At 43.9% G+C, this 23,474-nt stretch carries 19 protein-coding genes; 4 read left to right on the top strand and 15 right to left on the bottom strand.

Annotated elements, in window-relative coordinates:
- Positions 1-9 precede the first annotated feature (9 nt).
- From HWX64_RS06460 to HWX64_RS06430, 7 genes are all read right to left on the bottom strand, one after another.
- The gene (locus tag HWX64_RS06460) at positions 10-717 is read right to left on the bottom strand and encodes an ABC transporter ATP-binding protein (protein ID WP_175988306.1); all 708 of its coding nucleotides are present in this window, start codon (positions 715-717) and stop codon (positions 10-12) included.
- Complete coding sequence (locus HWX64_RS06455) at positions 701-1,465, bottom strand: ABC transporter ATP-binding protein (protein ID WP_175988304.1); 765 nt, start codon at positions 1,463-1,465, stop codon at positions 701-703. The genes HWX64_RS06460 and HWX64_RS06455 overlap by 17 nt, the downstream gene beginning before the upstream one ends.
- Positions 1,466-1,566: 101 nt before the next feature.
- Positions 1,567-2,787 (bottom strand): substrate-binding domain-containing protein, encoded by a 1,221-nt coding sequence (locus HWX64_RS06450; RefSeq protein ID WP_175988302.1) that lies wholly within the window; start codon positions 2,785-2,787, stop codon positions 1,567-1,569.
- Positions 2,788-3,671: 884 nt separating this feature from the next.
- Positions 3,672-6,884, bottom strand: a complete 3,213-nt coding sequence (locus tag HWX64_RS06445) for a BTAD domain-containing putative transcriptional regulator (RefSeq protein ID WP_175988300.1) — start codon at positions 6,882-6,884, stop codon at positions 3,672-3,674.
- A 141-nt stretch (positions 6,885-7,025) separates the two neighbouring features.
- Entirely contained in the window at positions 7,026-7,586 is a 561-nt protein-coding gene (lepB, locus tag HWX64_RS06440; protein ID WP_175988298.1) for a signal peptidase I, read from the bottom strand.
- A complete protein-coding gene (locus HWX64_RS06435; RefSeq protein ID WP_175988296.1) occupies positions 7,583-8,224 on the bottom strand; it encodes a TVP38/TMEM64 family protein in 642 nt (213 codons plus the stop codon). Before HWX64_RS06435 ends, lepB begins: the two co-directional genes overlap by 4 nt.
- 258 nt (positions 8,225-8,482) lie before the next feature.
- Complete coding sequence (locus tag HWX64_RS06430; RefSeq protein ID WP_175988294.1) at positions 8,483-10,453, bottom strand: S9 family peptidase; 1,971 nt, start codon at positions 10,451-10,453, stop codon at positions 8,483-8,485.
- A 206-nt stretch (positions 10,454-10,659) separates the two neighbouring features.
- Here HWX64_RS06430 and HWX64_RS06425 point away from each other — a divergent pair, with 206 nt between their 5' ends.
- Positions 10,660-11,064, top strand: coding sequence for a hypothetical protein (locus tag HWX64_RS06425; protein WP_175988292.1), 405 nt, complete (start codon positions 10,660-10,662; stop codon positions 11,062-11,064).
- 50 nt (positions 11,065-11,114) lie between these two features.
- Here the strand turns inward: HWX64_RS06425 and HWX64_RS06420 are convergent, their stop codons facing one another.
- Entirely contained in the window at positions 11,115-11,648 is a 534-nt protein-coding gene (locus HWX64_RS06420; RefSeq protein WP_175988290.1) for a competence protein ComK, read from the bottom strand.
- A 197-nt stretch (positions 11,649-11,845) separates the two neighbouring features.
- Between HWX64_RS06420 and HWX64_RS06415 the strand changes: the two genes are divergently transcribed.
- Positions 11,846-12,085, top strand: coding sequence for an IDEAL domain-containing protein (locus tag HWX64_RS06415; RefSeq protein ID WP_254871053.1), 240 nt, complete (start codon positions 11,846-11,848; stop codon positions 12,083-12,085).
- Between the two features lie 115 nt (positions 12,086-12,200).
- Positions 12,201-12,863: a DUF421 domain-containing protein gene (locus HWX64_RS06410; RefSeq protein WP_175988286.1), complete on the top strand. Its 663-nt coding sequence runs from the start codon at positions 12,201-12,203 to the stop codon at positions 12,861-12,863.
- A gap of 21 nt (positions 12,864-12,884) precedes the next feature.
- On the opposite strand, the gene HWX64_RS06405 is transcribed toward HWX64_RS06410, so the two are convergent.
- From HWX64_RS06405 to HWX64_RS06395, 3 genes are all read right to left on the bottom strand, one after another.
- Positions 12,885-14,153, bottom strand: coding sequence for a M48 family metallopeptidase (locus HWX64_RS06405; RefSeq protein ID WP_175988284.1), 1,269 nt, complete (start codon positions 14,151-14,153; stop codon positions 12,885-12,887).
- 409 nt (positions 14,154-14,562) lie between these two features.
- Complete coding sequence (locus tag HWX64_RS06400; protein ID WP_175988282.1) at positions 14,563-14,874, bottom strand: AzlD domain-containing protein; 312 nt, start codon at positions 14,872-14,874, stop codon at positions 14,563-14,565.
- Complete coding sequence (locus tag HWX64_RS06395; RefSeq protein WP_175988280.1) at positions 14,867-15,592, bottom strand: AzlC family ABC transporter permease; 726 nt, start codon at positions 15,590-15,592, stop codon at positions 14,867-14,869. Before HWX64_RS06395 ends, HWX64_RS06400 begins: the two co-directional genes overlap by 8 nt.
- Before the next feature lie 103 nt (positions 15,593-15,695).
- Between HWX64_RS06395 and HWX64_RS06390 the strand changes: the two genes are divergently transcribed.
- Positions 15,696-16,253, top strand: coding sequence for a helix-turn-helix domain-containing protein (locus tag HWX64_RS06390; RefSeq protein ID WP_175988278.1), 558 nt, complete (start codon positions 15,696-15,698; stop codon positions 16,251-16,253).
- 44 nt (positions 16,254-16,297) lie between these two features.
- Here HWX64_RS06390 and HWX64_RS06385 read toward each other — a convergent pair whose 3' ends face one another.
- The 4 genes from HWX64_RS06385 to HWX64_RS06370 all read right to left on the bottom strand — a co-directional run bounded on the left by HWX64_RS06385 (position 16,298) and on the right by HWX64_RS06370 (position 23,410).
- Positions 16,298-17,548 (bottom strand): YeeE/YedE family protein, encoded by a 1,251-nt coding sequence (locus tag HWX64_RS06385; RefSeq protein WP_175988276.1) that lies wholly within the window; start codon positions 17,546-17,548, stop codon positions 16,298-16,300.
- Between the two features lie 743 nt (positions 17,549-18,291).
- Complete coding sequence (locus HWX64_RS06380) at positions 18,292-19,068, bottom strand: enoyl-CoA hydratase-related protein (protein WP_175988275.1); 777 nt, start codon at positions 19,066-19,068, stop codon at positions 18,292-18,294.
- 199 nt (positions 19,069-19,267) lie between these two features.
- On the bottom strand, positions 19,268-20,824 hold the full coding sequence (locus tag HWX64_RS06375; protein WP_175988273.1) for a fatty acid--CoA ligase family protein: 1,557 nt from the start codon (positions 20,822-20,824) through the stop codon (positions 19,268-19,270).
- Positions 20,825-21,001: 177 nt separating this feature from the next.
- Positions 21,002-23,410, bottom strand: a complete 2,409-nt coding sequence (locus tag HWX64_RS06370) for a M14 family zinc carboxypeptidase (RefSeq protein ID WP_175988271.1) — start codon at positions 23,408-23,410, stop codon at positions 21,002-21,004.
- Between the last annotated feature and the right edge of the window lie 64 nt (positions 23,411-23,474).

Genomic DNA, 23,474 nt, shown 5'->3' with positions numbered 1-23,474 from the left:
TCCCCTCCCTTATGCAATCCCCAGATATTTCTTCTTCATGTCTTCATCTTTCACAAGCATCTCCATATGCCCGTTGTGAACAGTGGTTCCATCATCGATAATATAGTAGCGGTCCCCTATTTTACTTGCCATGATAAAATTTTGCTCAACCAGCAGGATCGTCGTCCTTTCTTTCATCTCAACGATTGATTCCATCACTTTTTCGACTACGATCGGAGCAAGTCCCTTACTGGGTTCATCGATCAGTATCAATTCATTGTTATTTAGATAAGCCCTTGCGATCGAAAGCATTTGCTTTTGTCCTCCACTGAGATTGCCCCCTGCTTTCTTCCAGAACTTCTTTAAATCAGGAAATAAATCGGTTATCCATTCCATCCTGTCTTTCGTTTCGCCATCCTGATTTTTCATGGCTACCTTCATATTCTCCTCGACAGTCAGTTCCCCGAATATCCCTTGATCTTCCGGCACATAACCAATTCCTCTGTTCGCTGTTTTGTAGGTAGGCAGTCCTTGGATTTCTTCCCCTTTATAAATGATTCTCCCCGATGAAGGAGGGGTAAGACCCATGATGCTCCTCAGACTGGTGGTTTTTCCTGCGCCGTTCCTGCCGAGTAGGACGGTGACCTCCCCCTTTTTCACTTCAAAGGAGACTCCTTGAAGGATATGGTATTGCCCAATATAGGTTTCGATGTTTTCTACCTTAAGCAGTGTGCTCATCGTAAAGTCCTCCCAGGTATGCCGATTGCACTTGTTCATTCTTCATGATTTCCTTCGGGTGATCATCCGCCAGTAATCGTCCATTGAATAACACCATGATTGAATCGGAAAGATCCATGATCATATCCATTTTGTGTTCGATCAACACAATCGTTTTGTTTCCTTGTTCTTTGATTGTCCGAATCACATCAAGAATCGCCGGCACTTCTTCTAAAGACATTCCCGCAGTCGGTTCATCAAGCAGCAGGATTTCTGTGTCCAGTGCGAGAAGCATGGCGATCTCAAGCTTTCGCTTTTCTCCATGTGCCAGATTAACGGCAAGAAAATCAGCTTTTTTTGTCAGCATCACCAGGTCCAGCAATCGATGGGCTTCACTCATGATATCTCCAAAACCATTTTTATCACGATGCATGATATAGCGGATTCCACGTTTTGATTGAACAGCCAGTCTTACATTCTCCAAAACTGTAAGATTAGGAAACACATTGGTGATTTGAAAAGAACGCCCTATACCAAGACGAGCCCTCCTTGTAGGGGAAAGTTTCGTCACTTTCTTTCCCTTCAGGAAGACATCTCCGCTAGTCGGTTTCAATTGTCCGCTCAATAAATTAAAAAGAGTCGTTTTACCCGCCCCATTCGGGCCGATGATCGATTTGAATTCCTTTTCGGGAACAGAAAACGATACATTATCAACCGCTGTATGGCCGCCGAACTTAATCGTTAAATCTTTTGTTTCTAAAATGTTCATTTCCTTCACCTCATTTTTGTATATGATGTTATGAAAAAGGCCGACCGCACCCATGCCCTCTGCTAATAGAGCAAAGGGCAAGCCGGTCAACCCTATCTACCTTAATTCAGGATCGGAGGAGCTGTTTCGTCAGGTGAAAGCTCCCTTATTAAAACAGGCACCGGATAAGGTACGCCTTCTTTCTTTTCCAGTCTGATGGCATAAAGGGTCTGCAATGCCTGATGATCTTCTTCACGGAATGTCATTTTCCCTTTAGGTGTCTCAAAGCTCATTCCTTCCAACGTTTCAATCAGGGTATCTGGATCCAGATCACCTTCAGTCTTTTTAAGTGCTTCCACAATCGAAATGGCGGCACTCATCCCTCCTGGGGTGAATAAGTCCGGAACCTCTCCGTCATATTTCTTTTTATGTTCTTCGACTAACCAGTCATTAATTTCGTTATCTGGAAGCTCATGATAGTAAACAGAGAATCCTTCCATTCCCACAAGCGGTTCCATTGCCGAGAGTGCCGCGATATCCGGTGCTCCTGTAGAAATTTTAATTCCCTTGTCCTGCAGCTTCATATCAGCAATTTGATTCCAAGGTGAATTGGCACCTGCCCAAATGACAAATAGATAGTCGGGCTTTGCTTCTATCACTTTTTGAATATTAGAGGTAAAATCTGTCGCTGCAGGATCTGCATATTCTTCATGGACAATTTCTGCACCAAGTTCTTCTGCTGCTGTTTTAAAAGCAGCTACCCCGTCACGTCCAAACGAGTAATCAGGTGCCAGGGTGGCGATTTTCACTCCATCTTTCGCAATGGCAGCTGCTCCCGCTACCGCATCTTGTGAAGAGTTGCGGGCGGTTCTGAAAATATATGGATTGAACTCTGAACCTGTAATACTATCAGCAACTGCAGGTTCGACAATCATGATTTTTTCATATTCTTCTGCGAGTGGAAGCACCGCCAGTGTATCACCGGAGCTTGACGATCCCACAAGGAAATCCACTTCATCTTCCTCCAATAATTTAGTGGCCTTTTGAACTGCCACTTCCGGTTTTGTTTCAGTATCTTCAAAGACAACCTCTATTTTCTTTCCTGCGACTTCCATCGTCCCGTCAGTCGCATATTCCAGCCCGAGCTCAAAGCCCCTTTGCGTTTGCTTGCCATACGACTCCAAAGCTCCTGTCAATGAAGCCAGCACCCCGACCTTCACGGTTTCTTTTTCCGACGCCCCATCACCCGATCCACCACTTGACTCAGAATTACAGGCCGTTGACACAACCAGCATGCAAGACAGCAGAACCATCAAAGCAGACCACTTCATCGATTTCCTCATCTTTTATCCCCCTTATTTAAAAACTAAAGCGAAAATAGCTTTGACCATATAGTAAGAAAAGGGAGTTACAAATGAGTTACAAAACGAAAAGCGGATGGGCTTTGGTCAGAGGCGGGTGGCATAAGACGAACCGGCCATGAAGGCGTTCTTTGCCTTCTTGGCCGGTTTGGCTTATGCCATGTGCCTCTAAGCCCTGGAGCTGGACAAAACGAAAAGTGGAGGCGGCTTGCTCAGAGGCGACAAGCATAAGACAGGGCAGCCATAAAGGCGCTCTTTGCCTTTTTGGATGGCATGGCTTATGTCTCGAGCCTCTAGCCGCCGGAGCTGGACAAAACGAAAAGTGGAGGCGGCTTGCTCAGAGGCGACAAGCATAAGACAGGGCAGCCATAAAGGCGCTCTTTGCCTTTTTGGATGGCATGGCTTATGTCTCGAGCCTCTAGCCGCCGGAGCTGGACAAAACGAAAAGTGGCACGTATTTTTAAAATCTTGCACGAATATCGGTGAAAGTAAATTGAATCGTCTTGCACCGCGCCAAAATGATCCTTCTAATGAACTTGAAACGCCTCTAAGCGTGGGTAAAAGAAGGGATTCTATCAGTTTCAGCGGAAAATCTATGAGTTTTAAGCTATATTCTATAAGTTTTTTAACATATTCTATGAATTACAAGCTATAATCTATGAGTTTCACTCAACAAACTACTATTTTTCCATTTACTCACAACTCACAAGAACAGTTCCCCTCTACCAATAACGGAGCAAAGACAAGGACACTTTTTCCACATTCAATAAAAAGAAAGTGGCCAGGCCCCCGAGGCATTGAATGCTCACCGGGTCCTGGCCAATCTCTATATAAGAATTGATCAAACGCACAGAAATCTGTTCCTCCTATCCACTCACTCCAATCACCATTTCATACATTCTTTGGGTAGCCTCCATGGGAGATACCCCCAATTCGGTGTCGAGTAAATCCTTGCATTTCTGATACCATTTCACTGCCTGGGGACGATTATTTTTTTGATAGTAGCAATACATAAGAATGCGGTAGGCTTCTTCCCAGAGTGAATCATGTTCGATGATGATCAGGCAGCAGTCGATGGCATCCTCATAGGTTTCTTTTCTCACTGCCAGCTGTGCCCTTTTCTCCAGTCCTCTCAAGTACAGGTGCTTCAGTCTTTCTCTTTCTTTCTCTGTCCACCATGTGCCTTTTCGATCTGGAAGGAAGCTCCCTTTGTAGTAGAGCATCCCCCTTTCCAGGTACTGGATTGATTTATCAGCATCCGGCTCTTTTAAGCCCTGTGATATCCAGCTTGTAAATTGGTCACTGTCATACTCGATGCCCGCCTGCCCATTTAACTTGTAGCCATCCTGAATCCTGCTGATAAAGAAAGCCTTCCCTCTCGCCGGCCGGTTCGGTTCCAGGACGTTATTCAATGTATTCAACGCCACCTTAAAATCCCGGTCTGACCCGCTTCCTTCAGGCCACAGTTCTTCAATGATTTCTTCTTTTCGCTTAATATGATTCCTTTGGATGAGGAAATATTGAAACAGCTCCTTGGCCTTGTCTCTCTGCCATTGTTTTTCGGTTACTCTCTCGTCCCCAAGCCATATCTCAAAGCTCCCCAGCGTATGGACTTTCAGGGTATAACCGGGGTGGGAAGAAAGGGATTCATAGCCCATTTTCCTTAAGAGTTCAAGGCAATAAGAAGAATGGATTCCTTCCTGATGGGCCCTCACCAATAACGGGATGAGGCTCTGAAGGTCTTTTGGGCCGAACGTCGTCTGTTTAAAGAAAATAAATTCATAATTCCCTATCTGCACTTCATTCAGGCAAGCTGTCATGTATTCTTGAAATTCATCATGCTTATCCCTTTTGTAGGCCACTGCACTTTTCCATAGATTTGTAAGCATCTTTCCATAGCCGTCACCGCACGCATCAAATTGTCTGCCTGCCCTCGTGATCTGGGTGAATGCTTCGTCTTCCTCTCCGCGGTAGTAATCATTTATCCCTGCACTCAGAAGGATTAAGGAAGAAAGCCACGCATCTTCAACCTTCTCGGTTTCATGCAGTGCTTCCCCCGCATATTCTTTTGCCTTTTGATAATCGCCCATCCTGCTGTACATAATCGAAAGCCCCATAAACGGCTCTGCCTTCCCTCTGGAAATGTTGATTTGACTCATTAATTCCAGCGAGGTTTCATAACAATTTTTTGCGAGTCCGCCATCATAGTCATTTAGTAGTTGGACGGCATGCCCCATCCGAATCCATCCGCACGCTTCCACAAAGGGCGATTTGGTTTTGATGCCTTGGCTGATCCCCTGTTGTGCAAGTACTTTTGCTTCACTGCCATTCCCCATGAATGATTCAATCAAAGAGAGCAGTAACTCTTTTTCCCTGTGAGACTGGGGGAGCCCGTCATGATTTTCTTTATCGAGGAGAAGCGCCTTCGCTTCCTGAAGCTTCCCTGTTCGGAGAAGCATCCTTGCTCCAAGGTTCCCTTCTTCCATCATGACCCCATTTTCTTTCCCTTTTTCATACCAGATTTTCGCCTGGACGGCTTTCCCGGAATTAACCAGATTTTCAGAAATCAAATAGTAAAGCTGAATTTTTTCCTGCGTGAAACGATCATGGTCATCTTCTAACGCCTCAATTGCTTTCAAGAGATAACGCTGGGCTTTACCCGGCTGTATCGTATCAAGATATATCCTGCCTATTCCTTCATACGCTCTGCTGAGGTTGAACGTATCTTGATTTTCAAACGCCTGTTGAATTCCTTTTGTGTACGCTTTTTCTGCTTTTTCGTAAAATGATCGATAACGGAAGAACTCCCCCTGATAAACCCATAGAGAATAATATCGATCCTTAATATCATGGGGCAGCTGGCGAAGATAATCACCAAGCGTCTCCAGATGACCCCGTTTTATCATGCCTTCTGCTTCCCTCGATAATATGGAAGCTACAGCATCCATGTTCCCCATTTTGAAATAATGCAGCACTGCTTTCTCCCACTGTCCTTTTCTCTCAAAATAAAAAGCACACTTCAGCTGCAGCTCATTGTACAGCTGTGCATCTTCCTCTGCCAATTTCCGTTCCAGGAACGCCTGGAACAATGCATGAAGACGATAATGAGAGGCTCCTTTCATCTCCTGCAAAAGGGCATTCTTCTCCGAAAGCTGTTTGAGCATATGATGAGATCCCGGCACATCAAAGATCGCTTCACATGTTTCACCATCGATTTCCTGAAGAATGGAGATTTGCTTCAAGAATTGTTGAACAATAGGAGATTGCTTCGAAAAGACCTCGTGGGCCAAATATTGAAAAAGTTCTGTTAACGAAGAATACTGCTTATCCACCATTAAAATATAGGGATTCTCCTGAAGCTGTGAATGAATCATGCTGACTGCGATCACCCATCCCTCGGTCAATTTGCAGATGGCTTGGATTTGTGCTTCCGGAATCGCCGTGTCATAGAAGTCGGTTAAAAGCATTTCCACCTCTTCGTCAGTCAGGCACAAATCAGCTTCTGTTATTTCAAGCAGCTGCCTGGAAATTTTCAGCTGAATGAAAGAAGTCCATGAAGGTTTGGTCCGTGTGGAGAGGAAGAAGTGTATATGGTTTGGCAGGTGTTCCAGCACCTTTTCCATCCACTGATTAATAAGAAAAGAATGATCAATCAGATGGTAATCATCAAGTATGACGGTCAAAGAGTGTGGGATTTTCATACATTCATTAATAAAAACAGTACTTAATTTGTATAAATCCTCTTCTTTGATATACTGACCGATGGAAGCCAGTGCTTCTTTCAGTTCGCTTCCAAATGCAGGGACCTGTTTCTTTATGCTGTATAAAATGTTCGTGACAAAAGGAATCAAACCGTCGTCGTTCACCGTTATGGAATACCAGCAATAATCTAGGCTCTCATCTTGTAAGAATTGACTGATAGCTGTACTTTTTCCATAACCTGCACCGGAATGAACAATGAGCAGTTTATAATTTGTAATCGTTCTCATTTTTTTCATTAACGCAGGTCGTCGTATATATGTCTCTTTGACAACAGGCGGAACAAACTTCGTTTCAATAATAGGAATTTCTGCTGCCATACCATCACCCTCAAAACGAACGAATTTTCTTACTATTTTACCATATCTATAGTAGTCTATGGGGTCCGGGCAGTACTTATTGAAAAAAGGGCAAAAAAAAAAGAATTCTGTTCCTATTCTGAACAAAATTCTTTCTGTGCATCAGTTTTTGAATTGCATATCCCATTCACTTAAAGGCCAGTATCTGAGATCCACTTTCCCGACAACCTGCTTCTGATCGATAAACCCGAAATATCTGCTGTCCATGCTCCCCCTGCGGTTGTCGCCGAGAACAAATACTTTTCCTTCGGGTACAATCTGTTTTCCGGTGATTTCTTCTATTGTAAAGTCACCCGTCAGCTTATTGCCGATGTATTCCTGCTTGAATTTATCCAAGTACGGCTCCGGATAATATTCTCCATTGACGTAAAGTTTATCGTCTTTATACTCCACTTTATCACCAGGCAGTCCAATGATCCTCTTCACGTAATCCTCGTTTTCATTTGCATGGAAGACCACTACGTCAAACCGGTTCAAATCACCTAATTGGTATCCGATTTTATTAACGACAAGCTTATTCCCATCTTCCAGCGTAGGCATCATCGATTCGCCTTCCACCACATAATTTGAGAAAAGAAAAGTTCGAATGACAATAAAAATGATCAACCCAATACCCAGAGCTTTAATCCATTCAAGACCTTCTCTTTTTACCTCTTCTCTCAATTCGATTCCTCCTGCTTTTTCCGTTCAATCCTTTGATCGATATCCAGCTTTTTATTTAAACGTATTTCGATTTGTTTTCCTACCAGCCACAAAACAAAGATGATTACACCTACTATTACTGTACGTACAGGCTGTTTCACTAATGATATAATATCATATCCAATGAAACTTATGGTAAAAATCATTACCATTTTTCCAGTCAGGACTGCAAGCATATATTGAGCGATGCTGATGCTTGATAATCCAGCAACGACGTTTACAAGCGCTGAAGGAGTAAATGGGAAACATAAAAGCAGGAACAAAGGTCCAAAACCATGTTTGTCCACCCAGCGGGTCAGCCTCTTCACTTGACGATTGTTTCGTAAGAAGCGAAAAATCCGTGCCTCTCCATACCTCCTGACAAGTACAAACACAAGCAGGGCTCCTCCGGCTGCACCGATCCAGGAAAAAAGGAACCCGAACCATAAGCCGAAAGCGTTGGCATTTGCCATAACAAACACAACCAGCGGCAGGAAGGGTAGAAAGGCCTCCACCATAGGCAGCAGAATACCCGCAAACGGCCCCAGGGCTTTATACTGCTGTATCAATTCCATAATATTTTCGAGGGTAAACCACTCTTTAATTGCATTAATATCCATAGTATATGTTTCCCCTTATACGACGATGAACCATTCTCATTCGCATTCACATTAGCTTGCTCACTTTATCATATCATACCACTTTCATAATTCCATACTCTTGTATTTAAACCTTTTCCTAAAGAAAGGAAATTTAAACAGGCAGCCGGATATAATCTGGATAAATTTAATTGCAGGGTTGACCACTTCATTGTCTCCGGCCTCATGCCGTATTGAAAACAAAACCGCCATATCGTGTGCGAAATGGCGGTCCGTTCCTTAAAGATATTCTTCAAACCAATCGATGATTTCCTGCAGCCTTGCTTCCCGCAAGGAAGGGATACCGCTGCGGGATAGATGATGATTGGATTCCGGGAATCGTACAAACCTCGTCTGCTTTCCGTCCCGTTTTAATGCGATATACAACTGTTCAGCCTGTTCAATCGGACAGCGGTAATCCTTTTCGCTGTGAAGGATCAAAAGAGGCGTGCTGATGTTCTTCACATACGCTAAAGGAGAATGCTTCCATAGCGTTTCTATATCATGCAGTTCACATTTCATCTGCCATTCAGAGAAGTAATACCCGATATCACTCACTCCATAGAAACTGATCCAATTACTGATCGATCTCTGGGTGACAGCCGCTTTGAATCTGTCACAGTGGGCGACGATCCAGTTGGTCATAAACCCTCCGTAACTCCCTCCGGTCACCCCAAGCCGGGCTTCATCAATCCAATCATACTCCTCCAGGACGTAATCGACTGCTGCCATGATATCCTCATAGTCCCCGCCTCCGTAGTCACCGCGTACTGCATCGACAAACGCCTGGCCATACCCATGACTTCCCCGTGGATTTATGAATAAGACACCATACCCTTTACCTGCAAGCAGCTGCAGTTCATGAAAGAAAGTATTGCCATACATTGTATGGGGACCACCATGGATTTCCACGACGAGAGGGAATTTCTTTCCACCCTCGAAGTTTACGGGCTTCATAATCCATCCTTGAACGGGTGTCCCATCCTCCCCGCTAAACATGATCATCTCAGGAGAAGAAAGCTGGCGGCCTTTCAACCATTCACTGTTCACATCCGTGAGTTTCTTTATCTTTCCTGTGGGAACATGGAGGGTATATAGTTCCCCCGGTTCTTCCGGCTTACTCATGGCAAGCACCGCCTTTTGGCCTTCCGAGTGAAAATCAAATCCATAAATATGCTGCTCTTCCTCAAATAGAGCCGGATAAACCGCTCCATCTATGTGTGCATAATAAAGGATTGTATTACCGCGATCGGAAGCGATGAAATAAAGGCTTTCGTTATCCTTCGACCATACGATTCCCGTATGTGATGCCCCTTGAATACTATCACTGTTGAGATAGTCCCCGACCGGGATATCCATCGCTTCAGTAAGCGGCAATGAGAAGCCGGATTCCATATTGTATAAATAAACCTTGTTCTGAGTGGCATTTTCAAATTCCCGGTTATGCCCTATATAGGCAAGGTGTTTCCCGTCAACCGAAAAGCTTGCTCCCCCGTAATACCCTTGTTCTTCTGTCACTCTCGTGGATTCCATTTTTTCTATATCGAGTAAGTACAGTGAAGATGTAAAAGATAGATCCTTCTTTTCTTCTAAGTCTGCAGAAAAGGCTATGTAGTTTCCATTCCAGGCATGCAGCGTGTAATCATTCTCGTCATGAGTAAGTCTCTTCATTTCTTTATGCTCAAGGTCGATCATCACCAATTGAGCGTAACGATCATCATGCAGCCCCCGGTCATCCGATTTATATTTCATCGAGGAAACGGCAAAAGGTTTGATTTTATCTTCTTCCTTCTCCTCTTTTTCTTGAAGTCCTTCCCCCTTTTTCAAACGGATTACACAGACAATTTTCTTTCCGCACGGTGACCAGACAGGATTTGATATTCCTCTTTGGGTTTCTGTCAGCCGTTCTGCTTCCCCGCCATTTCGGTTCATTACATAAAGTTGTGCACTTCCAGTCCGATTGGATAAAAATGCAACCTGCCTGCCGTCCGGCGACCATCTAGGCGAAGAGACTTTTTCCTCCCCGAATGTCCATTGCGTCCTGTCCCCGGATTCCAATTCAAGACAAAATAAATGAGACTGGTATTCATCCTTCTTCCCATCCATGATCGTCTGTACAAAGACTGCCTCTTTACCATCCGGAGAAATCCGCGGATCGGACAGAGCTTTTATTTGATAAAGATCTTTTATTTTGATTCCATTGGTATTCATGAGTTAATAACTCCCTTTCGTTTGACCTATATATGATTTCGACAGGGGGAATTGAATTCCTTTATTGGATAAGAATGAGCTCTCCCCTTCATACTAACAACAAATCCCCATTTCTCCATTTTTCGCTATTGAAAGTTCAGTCATTTCACCTTAAAATAAAAATACGAACATAAGTTCGATAATTGAATGAAAAGGGGTCTTTTCATATGACACGAATCCCAGAGAATGACCGTAACATTTTGGAACAGGCGATTTATCTGCCAATGGTACTGACCATACTAAATCGAGACTTACAAATTGTAGACAAAAGCCCATTTAAACTCAAGCGTCCTTATCTAGAGCTGATAGAGGAAACCATGAAAGTCATCCAGGGGGAGCTTGCTTATGTAAGAAAGTATATGAGGACGAATAAAATGAAGGTGGAGAGGCTTCAATCAGACGATGCCTTCACGATGTATATGTTTTTGTATAAGGGATACGAGGAACATCACAATTATTTTAACCCCCGGCTCAGAAACAAGGTGGAAGATTTAATGCGCCATTATCTATTCCGCCGGTTTCTTGAAACCAAATCCGCACCGGAAAAACCGGACCATCCCCGTCAGGCCTGATATGTTTCATCAGCCTTTCACAACAATAAAAAAAGCGTGATTGGATGCCCTCACGCGTTTGTTTTATCTTTAAGGTAAAATGATTTCATGGTGTACTTGCTTTCCATCTCTGAAACCCGCTGGGAATAAGCGATTCGAAGGCTGGATGTACGAAGCATCTGATTTTCAAATGAACTGTATGAAATGGGAACCAGGTGGGATTCCCGATTTTGAAAGGTTACTGAAGTTTGACCGTTCTCGGCGGCAGAATAACTGGTTACATGGGAATGGGAGATCCACATACACTCACTTTTCACAGGAGAAGCAGTCGGAAATAAAAACATCGACATTTGGGGGTTTAACATGATTGGGGCCTTATATGAAATACCAATCAGCTCTTTCGTCCCGTCCTTTCTGCCTTGATACGACGAACCGAAAAATTCACAGCTTTTCTTCAGGATGTCCATTGGTTTAAACGGAGAAAGAATGACATCCTCCATTTCAATGATTTCTGTAAATGTCTTGGCACCATATTCAATGGGCTTTAACATCAATGTATGAGGATTTACTTCATATTCTTCCAAAATTCGCGATTTCCCCTTCATATTTTCTCCTCCTTTTACATAATTCTCCAAAATAATACCATAAATACCACCAGGTGTCTCCAATATTATTAAAAAATTCTGAAATTATTTACATGACACTAATTCCTGCTATAAAAATTATCAGAATAATTAATTTTTTGGTTGAATTTTTGAGTTTCCTTCCATATACTAATAAAAAGAATTCAGAGGTGATCGTATTGGAAAATAAAAAGTCCTATACCGAAATGATGAAAGCTTCTGCGATGACCCGGAAACGAAACGCTGAAAGAAGCGTGATGGAGATTTACATTGATATGCTTCTATACGAAAGCATCCTGACAACCCAAAAGACGAAATTGTTAAAAGACATTGATGCGGCCCTGGACCATAAGAATGAATCGTTATTTATGAAACTTACGGAAGAATTAAAAGAAATCAATATTCGTTATGGATTATAACAAAAGGCTGGCTCTGAGAACGAGCCAGCCTTCCCTTTTTGTACCGCGATCAGAGAATGACTTCGCTCCTAATGGTAAAAACTAACCGCAAGTCGATAAATTTGGAGCGAACAACATGATATTCATCAAGGTACTTGTCCTTTATCTCATTACGATTGCGGCCATGCGGCTCATGGGAAAATCAACCATTGTACAGATGACGCCCTATGACCTTGTGGCCATCATCATTGTAGGGACGATCGCATCAGAACCGCTCATCAGTACAAAGTTCTGGCCAACAATCACAGCGCTTGTCATATTGGTGGGCCTTCATGTTTTGTTCTCATACCTCACATTAAGTCAATGGGGAAACAAATTCTTCCTTGGGGAACCGACCCTGTTGATTAAAAATGGCGAAATTCTGGAGGACAATCTGGAAAAATCAAAGATTTCCCTTATCCAATTGACTTCCATCCTGAGAGCGAACGGCTACCCTAAAATCTCTGATGTGGATTATGCCATGCTCGAACCGATCGGGGAAGTGAGTGTCATCCCTAAAGTAGAAAACACACCGGTAACGGTTCAGCATTTAGATTTAAAGATTGATGATGAAGGGCTGCCGATTTCTGTCATTGTCGATGGAAAGATTCAAAAACGAAACTTGCACCTCCTCGGCAAAGATCGGAACTGGCTGCTTGATCAATTATCACATGAAGGAATAAAACCAAAAGAAGTCATCTTCGCCTATATGACGGAAAAGAAGAAAAACCTAATCATCAGTAAAAGAGAAGAGGCCTAGTCAGATGACCAGGCCTTTTCTTTATTCATTCTTCTCTTGTTCATGATGCTCAAGCATGTTCAATCGCTCCATCATGGTTGGATGCCCATACCGGAAAATCTTCACCAAAAGTGGTGGATTTACCTGTGAGAGGCCAACCTTAGACAACTTTTGAAAGGACGTGATGGCTGCCTGCTTATCTTCGGTCATTTCAATCGCGTACCGATCTGCACGTGTTTCCTGATATCGGGAGATCCAATTTGAAAATGGACTGACCGTAAACATCAGCATAGAGGTAATCAGGAGGAATAAAGGCAATGAACTCAGGCTGGATACATTCCCTACCTTGATTTCATCCTTGTAATTCGCAACGATTCCCCTCATCAGCTTGGAAGCCAGGAATAAACCGAAGAACGAAAGCACTAAATAAATCGCAATCCCGATATAAATATGCTTTTCTACATAGTGGGCCATTTCATGGGCCATGACAAACAGAATTTCTTCATCCGTCAGCTTTTCAAGGGTGGTGTCCCAAAGAACGATACGGGAATTTGAGCCCACTCCATTTACGTACGCATTAAGGGAATTGGTCTTTTCCGACATATTGACCTCGAACACATGATCAGCCGGAATTTGGGCTTTTTCAGCAAGCGTCAGGATCTTTTGTTCAAGTGCTTTATCCTTCAAAGGATAGAAATCATTATAAAGGGGATCGATCACCACCGGCTGGATGAACATCATGAAAATCGTAAATGGTACGGACAAGGCCCATGCCGCCAGCCACCATCGATTCTTAAACTTTTTCATAAGCCCATACAGGACTGAGACAATGATGAACATAATCAAGTAGTTCACCCAGAAATCCGTCAATTCATCCTTCATCCACATGGAAAAAGTCTGTGTCGAGATATTGTAAGTCTTAGAAATTTTATAAGAGATGAACGACAAAGGGAAAATGGCAATGAATGAAGCAAGTGATAACCAGAACAGGTAAACCGCCGTTTGGATGAAGCGGTTTTTCGCCGTACCCCTGGCCCATTTTTCAAAGCCTCTCGATATTCCAAAAATAAGAATCAAAAAGTAAAATAACCATTCATAAGGCGTCGAAAGGAAAAACAACAGATTCTTGATCTTCGAAAATTCCTCACTCAGCATGATTTCTCTTGCATTCATGAATGTAGCAGGATCTGCACTGCTCCCTCTAAAGCCGTCGGGTAATGAGGAGTCAGCCAGAAAGAACAAATACACATATAAAAATAATCCCAGCAGCAAATAACCCATTACCGCCCGGAAAGCCCACTTTCTTACCAAATTACTTCCTCCCTTCCTTCTCTCTTACTATATGTAATACCTTGTCCTTCTATTTAGAACAAGAAAAGCGGAGGCGGCTTGGTCAGAGGCGACAAGCATAAGGCGAGCATACCGGAAAGGCGCCTTTTGCCTTTTTGGTATGCTTGACTTATGACCTCGAGCCTCTAGCCGCCGGAGCTGGACAATAGAAATGCGGAAGGGCTTTGGTCAGAGGCGGGTGGCATAAGCCAAATTGGCCATGAAGGCGGCTCTTTGCCTTCTTGGACAATTTGGCTTATGACATGTGCCTCTAAGCCCTGCAGCTGGACACTAGAAAGGCGGAGGCGGCTCGCTCAGAGGCGACAAGTATAAGGACAACAGAGGCAAACCAACCAAATAAAAAAGTCACGGGGACACGTGACTTCATCCTTTACATTAAGAATACCGAATAGAGTGATAAAATGGAAATGGCACCGATAACGACAACAATCACATTGGCACCCAGAAAGGCGATGAGGAATGCTGCAGCCGTCCCTACCACCCCAAATAAAAGATTCCCTTCCTGAATCAATAATATACTGGGGAAAATCAGTGCCCCTAACACTGCAAACGGGACATTTTTCAACACCCCTTGTAGAAACGGAGGAAGTTCTTTTCCTTTAAAAACGAGAAACGGAAGCATCCGCGGAATATATGTGACGACAGCCATCCCGATAATCATCCATATAACCGTACTATTCATTCGCTGCTCCCCCATTCTGTTTAATCATGACGACTGCTTCTACAAGGATGGCAGACACAAGCGTAGCGAGTACAATGGACCAGCCATTTGATAAGTTTGTTGTAAACAGGAGGACGCTGTTTAAAGCCCCTGCCGTCACCGCAAGAAAGGTCACCTTGATGCTTTTTTTCATGGACGGGACAAGAAGCCCGACAAACATGGCGTAAAGAGCAATCGTCATGCTTGCCTGCAGGAACTGGGGAAGAATCTCTCCAATAAAGTACCCGATACCGGAATTGAGCACCCAGCTGCCATAGGAAATCAGGATGACGCCAAAGGCAAAGCCGGTTTTCACTTTACCCTCTTTCACACTGATGACTGTAAACGTTTCATCCGTTATCCCAAAAGCATATGTCAATTTTTTATACAGAACATCCTCTTCCAGCTTTTCACTCAGTGATGCAGACATCAAGAAGTGGCGGATATTCACGATAAACGTGGTGAGAATGATTTCAAGAATCCCCGTACCGACTGCAATCAAGCTCAGAGATATGTATTGAGCCGCCCCTGCAAATACAAGCATACTCATTAATACGGTTTCGGTGACAGTAAGTCCAGTAGTCCTTGCCAGCAATCCAAACGTAAGGGCAACTGGCATATATCCAATGGCAATACTTATCCCACCCTGCAGGCCATGGCGAAAATCACTTACTTTTTTTGTGGAAAGCAGTGCCTCCATCTCTTCACATCCTTTATAATAGAAGGTAATAAGCTATTTTAATAATTTGATAATTTATTATATTATACATATAGACGTTATAGTATACAAGAGAGGTTTTAATATGGAAAATTTCCCGATACAAATTGGCGATAACATCAGAAAAATACGACGCGAACGCGGACTTAGCCTTGAACAAATGGCTGAATCCACCGGGGTGAGTAAAGCAATGATCGGACAGATCGAGCGGGGTGATTCCAATCCAACCGTAGCCATTCTATGGAAGATCGCAAATGGACTGAAGGTCTCATTTTCATCGCTTATCGAAAAGCCGCAGCACCAGGTATCGATCACCCACTATAAGGATGTGCAGCCTGTACTCGAAGATGATGGAAACTATATTGTCTATCCAATATTCCCATTCGACCCTTTTAAAAAATGGGAAAGCTATCGGGTGGAGATGAGGCCGGGCTGTTCCTATAAGAATGAAGGCCACCCTCCCGGAGTAGAGGAATATATCACCGTGATAGCCGGTAAGATCTCCTTGAAGATAGCGGATGCAACCTATGAATTGGACGAAGGAAGTTCCATTCGCTTTGCAGCGGATTCAGGTCATCAATATATAAATTCTTCGGAGGAACAGGCTGTCTGCCAAATGATGATTTATTATGGAAATGAATGAAAAAACTCCTGCCCGGTTGTTCAGGCAGGAGTTTTAGTTTGGAGTTAACAGAACGTATCCTTAGGTTTAGGTACTGAGAGGCCGAATAAAGGTCTGAGATATAGGGCAAGGAATGTTCCTCCTAATGCAAGAATGCCCCAAATGTAGCCATGAAGGCTGAATGAAGCAATCCCTCCGAAATAAGCACCGATGTTACATCCGAATGCCAAACGTGCACCATATCCCATCAGCAGACCGCCAATGACGGATGCCGCTGCATTTTTACCAGTGATCTTATTAAACCGGAATAGTCCTCCCGCTGCTGACGCGAGGAACGCTCCAAGGATGACACCAAAGTTCAGGACCGTGGTGGAATCAGCGAAAATGGACGATTGCAGAGCTGCTGCATTCGATCCACTCCAGTATCCCCAGCTCGCAACATCCACTCCGAACATTGCTGCCGCTTTTGAACCCCAAAGCGCAAAAGCAGATGTGATGCCCCAAGGATTTCCTCTCGTCATGAGTGTAAGTGCATTTAAAACTGCAAGAACAATGGCTGCTGCGATAAGCGGCCAAGATCCGCGAAAAATCCTTTTCCAGCCTTGCGTCGTTGGAAGTGCCGCCATTCTCGGCGGATTTTTCTTCTTCTCTATTCTTAAAGTGATCCAGGCAATGAAGCCAAATAAAGCAATAGACACTGCCCATGCTCCGAAATATCCCAGTCCCGTAGAAGTTGCAAGTGAAATGGGTTCAAATGAAGGCAGTTCCTCTGTCCAGAATGGTAAATGAGCCGCTCCGACCGTTGCTCCTACGATAAAGAAAAGCAGCGTGATGAACATGACGGAACGACCTCCGCCAATGGCATAAAGCGTACCTGAAGCACACCCCCCGCCAAGCTGCATGCCGACCCCGAACATAAAGGCACCGACAATCAAGCTCACACCGACCGGTGACACATAACCGGCAGCTTCACCGCCAAAGAACGTATAGCCCGTTGCCAAAATCGGTGCAAAAAGCGTAACGGCAACAGCAAGCATCAACATATGAGATCTGAGCGCCTGCCCGTTCCCCACTGACATTACTCTACGGAATGCCGAAGTGAAGCCGAATCTTGCGTGAAATAATGTATATCCTAAAAGCAATCCAAGAACAAGCAATACCGTTTGAGCTATTTCCTGGGTAAATAACAAATAAATCCCGAGAATAGCCGCCGCCACTAATCCACTGGCCACTAAAGACGTCTGAGGCGGGTTAAGTTCAGTACTGCCCTTCTTGGGACCTTTTGTTTCATCTATAGGTTGAACATAGCTTCCCATGCAAAACCCTCCTTAATCTGATTGGTTTAGTATGAATTTATTTTAATATAGTAATAGATTTAGGGGGAGATGTCAAAGGTGCGGTTTGGAGTTGGGGGATGGGTTTGAATTTTGGTACCGGTTATGTGATTGGGGTTAATGGAATTGTTTGTGGTAGATGGTTCCTTTGGTGTCCCATTGTAATTCCTGGTCAGCTGATTAAATTCGGGGTCGATTGTCAGAATACCTGATATGTTTTTTATTTCGAGGATTGAATATTAATATATTTATATTAATTGTTCCGCTTTCTGGAATATTGAACCGGTTTTGAGATTATTGTTCCGTTTTATCTTAAATTGAACCGTTATAAAAATAATCGTTCTACTTTCCAGATAATTGCACCACTTGTCGAATTTCGTTACAGACCACGGGTTGTCTCCTCATCACCGCATACGTCCATTCAAGGTCGCTACAAACCTCCCCCTATTGCAGCCGATCAATACAAACCAAACAACCAAAACCCTAATTTGTCCAAACCTTTTTCAAAAAACCCCCCTTCCCCTGCAATCCATATCAAACACCACCTCCCCCATTCCCCTACTATCCAGCCAAAACAGACAAATCTACCAATGACTTTCCACATAACATGAACGGATGAACCATCTTACTCATACCAAGCCCAATTCCATCTCAAACGCTGCACACTATCCACACCCAAAATAAAAGAACCCGCCCAAAAACCAGGCGAGCTCTCCCCGTATAAACTATTTTCCCTTAAACTCCGGCTTCCTCTTCTCGCTGAATGCCAGTAACGCTTCAACGCGGTCCTCTGTCGGAATCGTGATTTCATACGCTTTTCTTTCGATTTGCAGGCCGGTTTGAAGATCCACGTTCATGCCATTCTTAACTGCATATTTTGCCTGTTGAAGAGCGACCGGTCCGTTGGAAAGCATAGGTTCCACAAATGCATGTACTTCCTCGAAGAAGTTGTCTTTGTTGACGACCCTTGTCACCAATCCGATTTCGTGTGCTTCCTCTGAGGTCAGGCGCTTGGCTGTGAGGATCAGTTCGAGTGCCTTCGATTCCCCAATCAACCTTGGCAGGCGCTGTGTTCCTCCCGCTCCCGGGATGATGGCAAGACTTGTTTCGGTAAGGCCCATTGAGGTTCCGGCTGCCGCCAGTCTGAAATCACAGGCGAGTGCAAGCTCCATCCCCCCGCCGAATGCGTAGCCGTTCATTGCGGCAATTGTCGGCTGCGGAAGGGTCGAAACGGATTGAAAGACTTCCCCTATTTTATATACGTTTCGAAGCACCTGCGCTTCGGTCAGTGTTTTTCGCTCCTTCAGATCAGCACCTACGCTGAATGCTTTCTCACCGCTCCCGGTAAAGATCACAACTCGTACATCAGGATTGATGCGCAGTGAGTCCACTACCTGCTGTAATTCATTTAACGTATCATAATTAAAGGCATTCATCGCCTCTGGTCGATTGATCGTTACAATTGCAGTATGTCCCTTTTGTTCTAATAAGATCGTTTCCAAGATGGTTCTCCCCTTTGTTTGTATAGTTTCTCAGTAACTAACATTCGACAAAAATAGTGTAAACCCTTTCAAACACCATGAATTAATCAAAAATCTGTTTTCTGATGGCTGCCCGTAACATAACAAATCGCACGAAATTTCCTTATGTGTGAAGAATAAAAAAAGAGGCCCAGTGATAACTCACTGGGCACCTCCTCAATCAAGACTGCAGTACTTGCTCCTTCAATGCTCTCCTCAATATCTTCCCTGTTGTATTTTTAGGCAGTTCTTCCAGGAATTCAATTTGAGAAGGAAGCTTGTACTTTGCCAGATGTTCTTTACAATACTCCATCACGGCATCCTCGGTTAGTGCCGGGTCATTTTTGACCACGTAGCAGCTTACCGCTTCTCCCATTTCAGGGTCGGGTACACCGATGACTGCGGCTTCCACAATTTGAGGGTGATCATAGAGAACCTCTTCTACTTCACGCGGATAGACGTTGTAGCCGCCGACGATGATCAATTCTTTTTTGCGGTCCACAATATAGAAGTAGCCTTCTTCATCCATCCGGGCCAGATCGCCGGTATACAGCCAGCCGTCACGAATGGCAGCAGCTGTTTCTTCTTCCATTTTATAATAGCCTTTCATGACATTCGGGCCTCTTACGATCAGTTCGCCCACCTGACCGACAGGAACTTCATCTCCCAGTTCATCTACTACTTTGTTCTCGATGTTCATGATCGATGTACCGATGGACCCCGGTTTTCTAGGGCGGTCGAGTGGATTGAAGCATGTTACAGGTGATGCTTCAGATAATCCGTACCCTTCTGAGATCATGACATTGAATTTCTTTTCGAAGTTTTTCAGTAAGGCTACTGGTAAAGAAGCTCCGCCGGAAATGCATAGACGCAGCGAAGATAGGTCTTCCGGATTGCCTTCGGGATATTGGTAAAGGAAGTTGTACATCGTCGGTACACCTGCAAACACAGTCGGTTGATATTCCTTCGATAAGGCGAAAATATCTTTCGGACTGAAGCGCGGGACAATCAATAATGTGGCACCGGTCATCAGTGGTGCATTTAAGACGACGGTCAGACAGAAGACGTGGAACATCGGAAGCGCGGTGATGACACGATCTTCTTCATTCATCTTCAGATAGCTGCCGACATCCATTGCATTTGAATAAATATTCTTATGTGTCAGCATGGCTCCTTTAGGTTTTCCTGTTGTACCGGATGTGTACAGGATGATGGCGACTTCCTCTTCAGCGATCTCGGGTCCTTTAAAGCCCATATCCCCACTGGACAATACACTTGAAAACGATTTCAATTTTGGGTTTGCTTCAGAAAGTCTTTCCAGATCGATCCCCTTAGCACGTTCATCACCAGATTCACAGAGGATAAAGCTCTGTACATCAGGCAGCAGATGCTGCATCTTCTCAATTAATGGGAGAAGCAGGTCTAACGTAACGATGGCTTTGACATCCCCGTTTTTAAGGATATAGCCGATTTCGTCAGGCGTATAAATCGGATTAATAGGAATGACTTTTAATCCAAGGCGCAGTGCACCGTACAATCCGATGACGAAATGTGGTGAATTTCCAAGAACAAGTGCGATATGATCCCCTTTTTTCAATCCCAGCTGCTCCAACCCGCTTGCAAATTTAGACACAGCAGCATTTAACTCTCCGTATGTACTCGAATGAGCCAGGAAATGATATGCTGTCTTATCTGATTTTTCTAGAGCAATTTGTTCCAAACGTGATGAAATATTCATTAAAAATACCTCCCCTTTGCAAAATGAATGAATGGTCATTCATCTAATTATTAAAAGTATTCAAAATATATTTTATATAAAGAATACTATTATTACAAGTCCCCCGCATCATAAAACCTTTGATAGAATAGTAGAAAAGACTGCCCTGGTCCAAGACAGTCTTTCTTTGTATGGTGATTAATTCGATTCGGCAAAAATGGCGTTTGATACCAGTCGGAACAGATAATCCGTATGATCTCGGAAAGTTGGTTCCAATCCAATGAGCAAGACATTCCCGTCTTTCACCATGACCGGTCTCCCCTGCGCTTGACTTCTACCTTTCCAGTGTCCGGCCATGAAGAAATCTTCACTATCTTTATAGTTTGATAACACTTCCTTGTTTTCGGTATTTGAGTACCATGTCGGCTGGTAGACAAACCCGAGGTCCTCGGCATTATACCCGGCTGTATAAGTTGAATCTCCATGTGTCAAATGCACGATGCCGTTGCTGTTTGATCCGCCGGTTTTCACTTCAACGTCACTCAGGCCAAGTTTGGTTGATGCCTGGGAAGCGCCAGCCCCGATAGCCAGGAAGTTTCCACCTTCAGCAATAAAGCTTTTTACGTTTGCTTTAAACGCTTCATATTGAGCTGCATCCTGTAGTCCAAACTCCTGATTGGCAGTACTGTTTTCATAAGAAATCAAATTTGATTTTCCATTATAGATGAACACATCACTTTCTCCCAATCCTTCTTCGGCTATTTGAACGGGAGTTTTTTCAACAACTTGGAATCCAAGACGCTCCAACGCCAGCTTTGTTCCGGCATGAGATTGAGCTTTATTGATTCCTCCATCTTTAAGGATTGTAACAACCTGGGCCTTCACTTCTTTTGCCCCCTCTGGGATTGCCTTCGTGGCGATTGTGACAGCTGAATCTTTTACAAGGGTCTGCAATTCAGATTTAGCTGAACTGTCGGCATATAATGTGCCATCACTGCCCCTGTACAGCGTGTGACCTTTATTTAATAACTGATTTGCCAGAGATACAGATTCGACTGATGAATTCGGGATGGCATATGGTCCCTCTCCAATCACTTCCCCATTGGAATCAAGGGCGCGTACTTCATTTGACTTCACATTCAGTTGATCCTCACTGCTTACTTCAACTGCCTGGAATCCCCATAATTCCGGCAGATTCCATGCGGAAATGTCATACATGCTCGGCGTGTCTTCCGTTATATCCTCACCATCCCAAAGCATCGTATTGGCAAGCCCTGCTTTTGCCTGATCCATTGGCACAATGTAGGTGCCTTTAGGATACGTAACACCATCGTAAGTAAATTCTTTTTTCGCTTCTTCCACGGTTATATCATTATCTTGAAGGTGTGCGACAGCTTTTTGAGTAGCTGTTTGATCTTCTGCGTCGTTTGGTAAAATATAGGCAGATGGGAAATGCCCCTCTTTATGGAATGGATGATCGAATTGGACGCCGCGCTTAAACACTTCAATTTGATCCTTTACCATTTCAGTTTTGTTTTCACTGGCAAAATTCAACGCCCCCATTACAGCATCATACGTCCACTTGACACCATCCCAGTCATTTGTCGGTGCTTCAAGCGTATAACCGTATGCCCCATGATACATGGCATACATCGGGGTGAAGATAGGCGGATAATCGTCCCATCCTGCAGAATCATCACGCTGCGGGATATAGGTCCCCTCCATATTCTGATAATCCACTTTGGACGTTTCCGTATTTGTATTTTCGTAATTAGCCTTATTGCCTACAATGCTTGCCTCCATCGCTTCAGCTTGACCCATGGCCCATTTGGAATACAAATCATACTCATAGTTTGGGTTATGTGGAGGAGTGCACGGTTCAATAAGACCAGGTTTAGAAGGACCGCCATATCCCTTCACGTATCCATGAAGATCAAGGAATACCATTGGATTCCATTCAGTGATCAAATCTACCATATGTTCTGTTTCAGGCTGCGATTGAGTGATGAAGTCACGATTAAGATCGATCCCATTCCCGTTGAAACGGGTTGCACCAATGCGCCCATCCGGATTCGCTGTAACATTGAAGATGAGAATATGGTCTTCTAAAATGGATTTTGTCTCCTCGTCATTGTCGGTTGCGAATCGTTCAATCAATTGAAGAACTGCGTCAGTGCCTACAAACTCGGTACCATGGATAGAGCCATTTATCATGACCGGTACTTTTAAATCGGGGTGCTTTTCGATGAAATCCTGGGCTTTATCAGGAGATTTGATCATCTTTTTGCGGAGACCCTTGTAATATCCGAATTTCCCTTTTGCAGAAGGGTCGGACACTGTCACGACATACATGTCCTGTCCCAAAGCAGACTTCGTTTTACTCTTTTCCACGGAAATCCGGCTGCTTTCTTTGGCAAGGGCATTCAGTTTCCCTTCTATTTGCGAGTACTTCACAAAATCATAGTGCTCACTATTGAATAAGCTCTTCTCCTTTTCCTCTAATTGAGTGTTTTGGATGACCGTTTGGGGAGAATCGGCCAATACGTTGAGTGGGGAGGAAGCCAGCAGTGTAAAACTGGCAATTCCTGCAAGTAACTTGTTTTTCATGTATGTACCTCCAAATTATGTAATACTATAATGATAGAATAATAATTCAATGTGGTACATAAAT

Source organism: Bacillus sp. Marseille-Q1617 (genome assembly GCF_903645295.1).
Lineage (GTDB): Bacteria > Bacillota > Bacilli > Bacillales > Bacillaceae_B > Rossellomorea.
The sequence above is the reverse complement of the archived record's forward strand: the minus strand, read 5'-3'. Positions and strand labels throughout refer to the sequence as shown.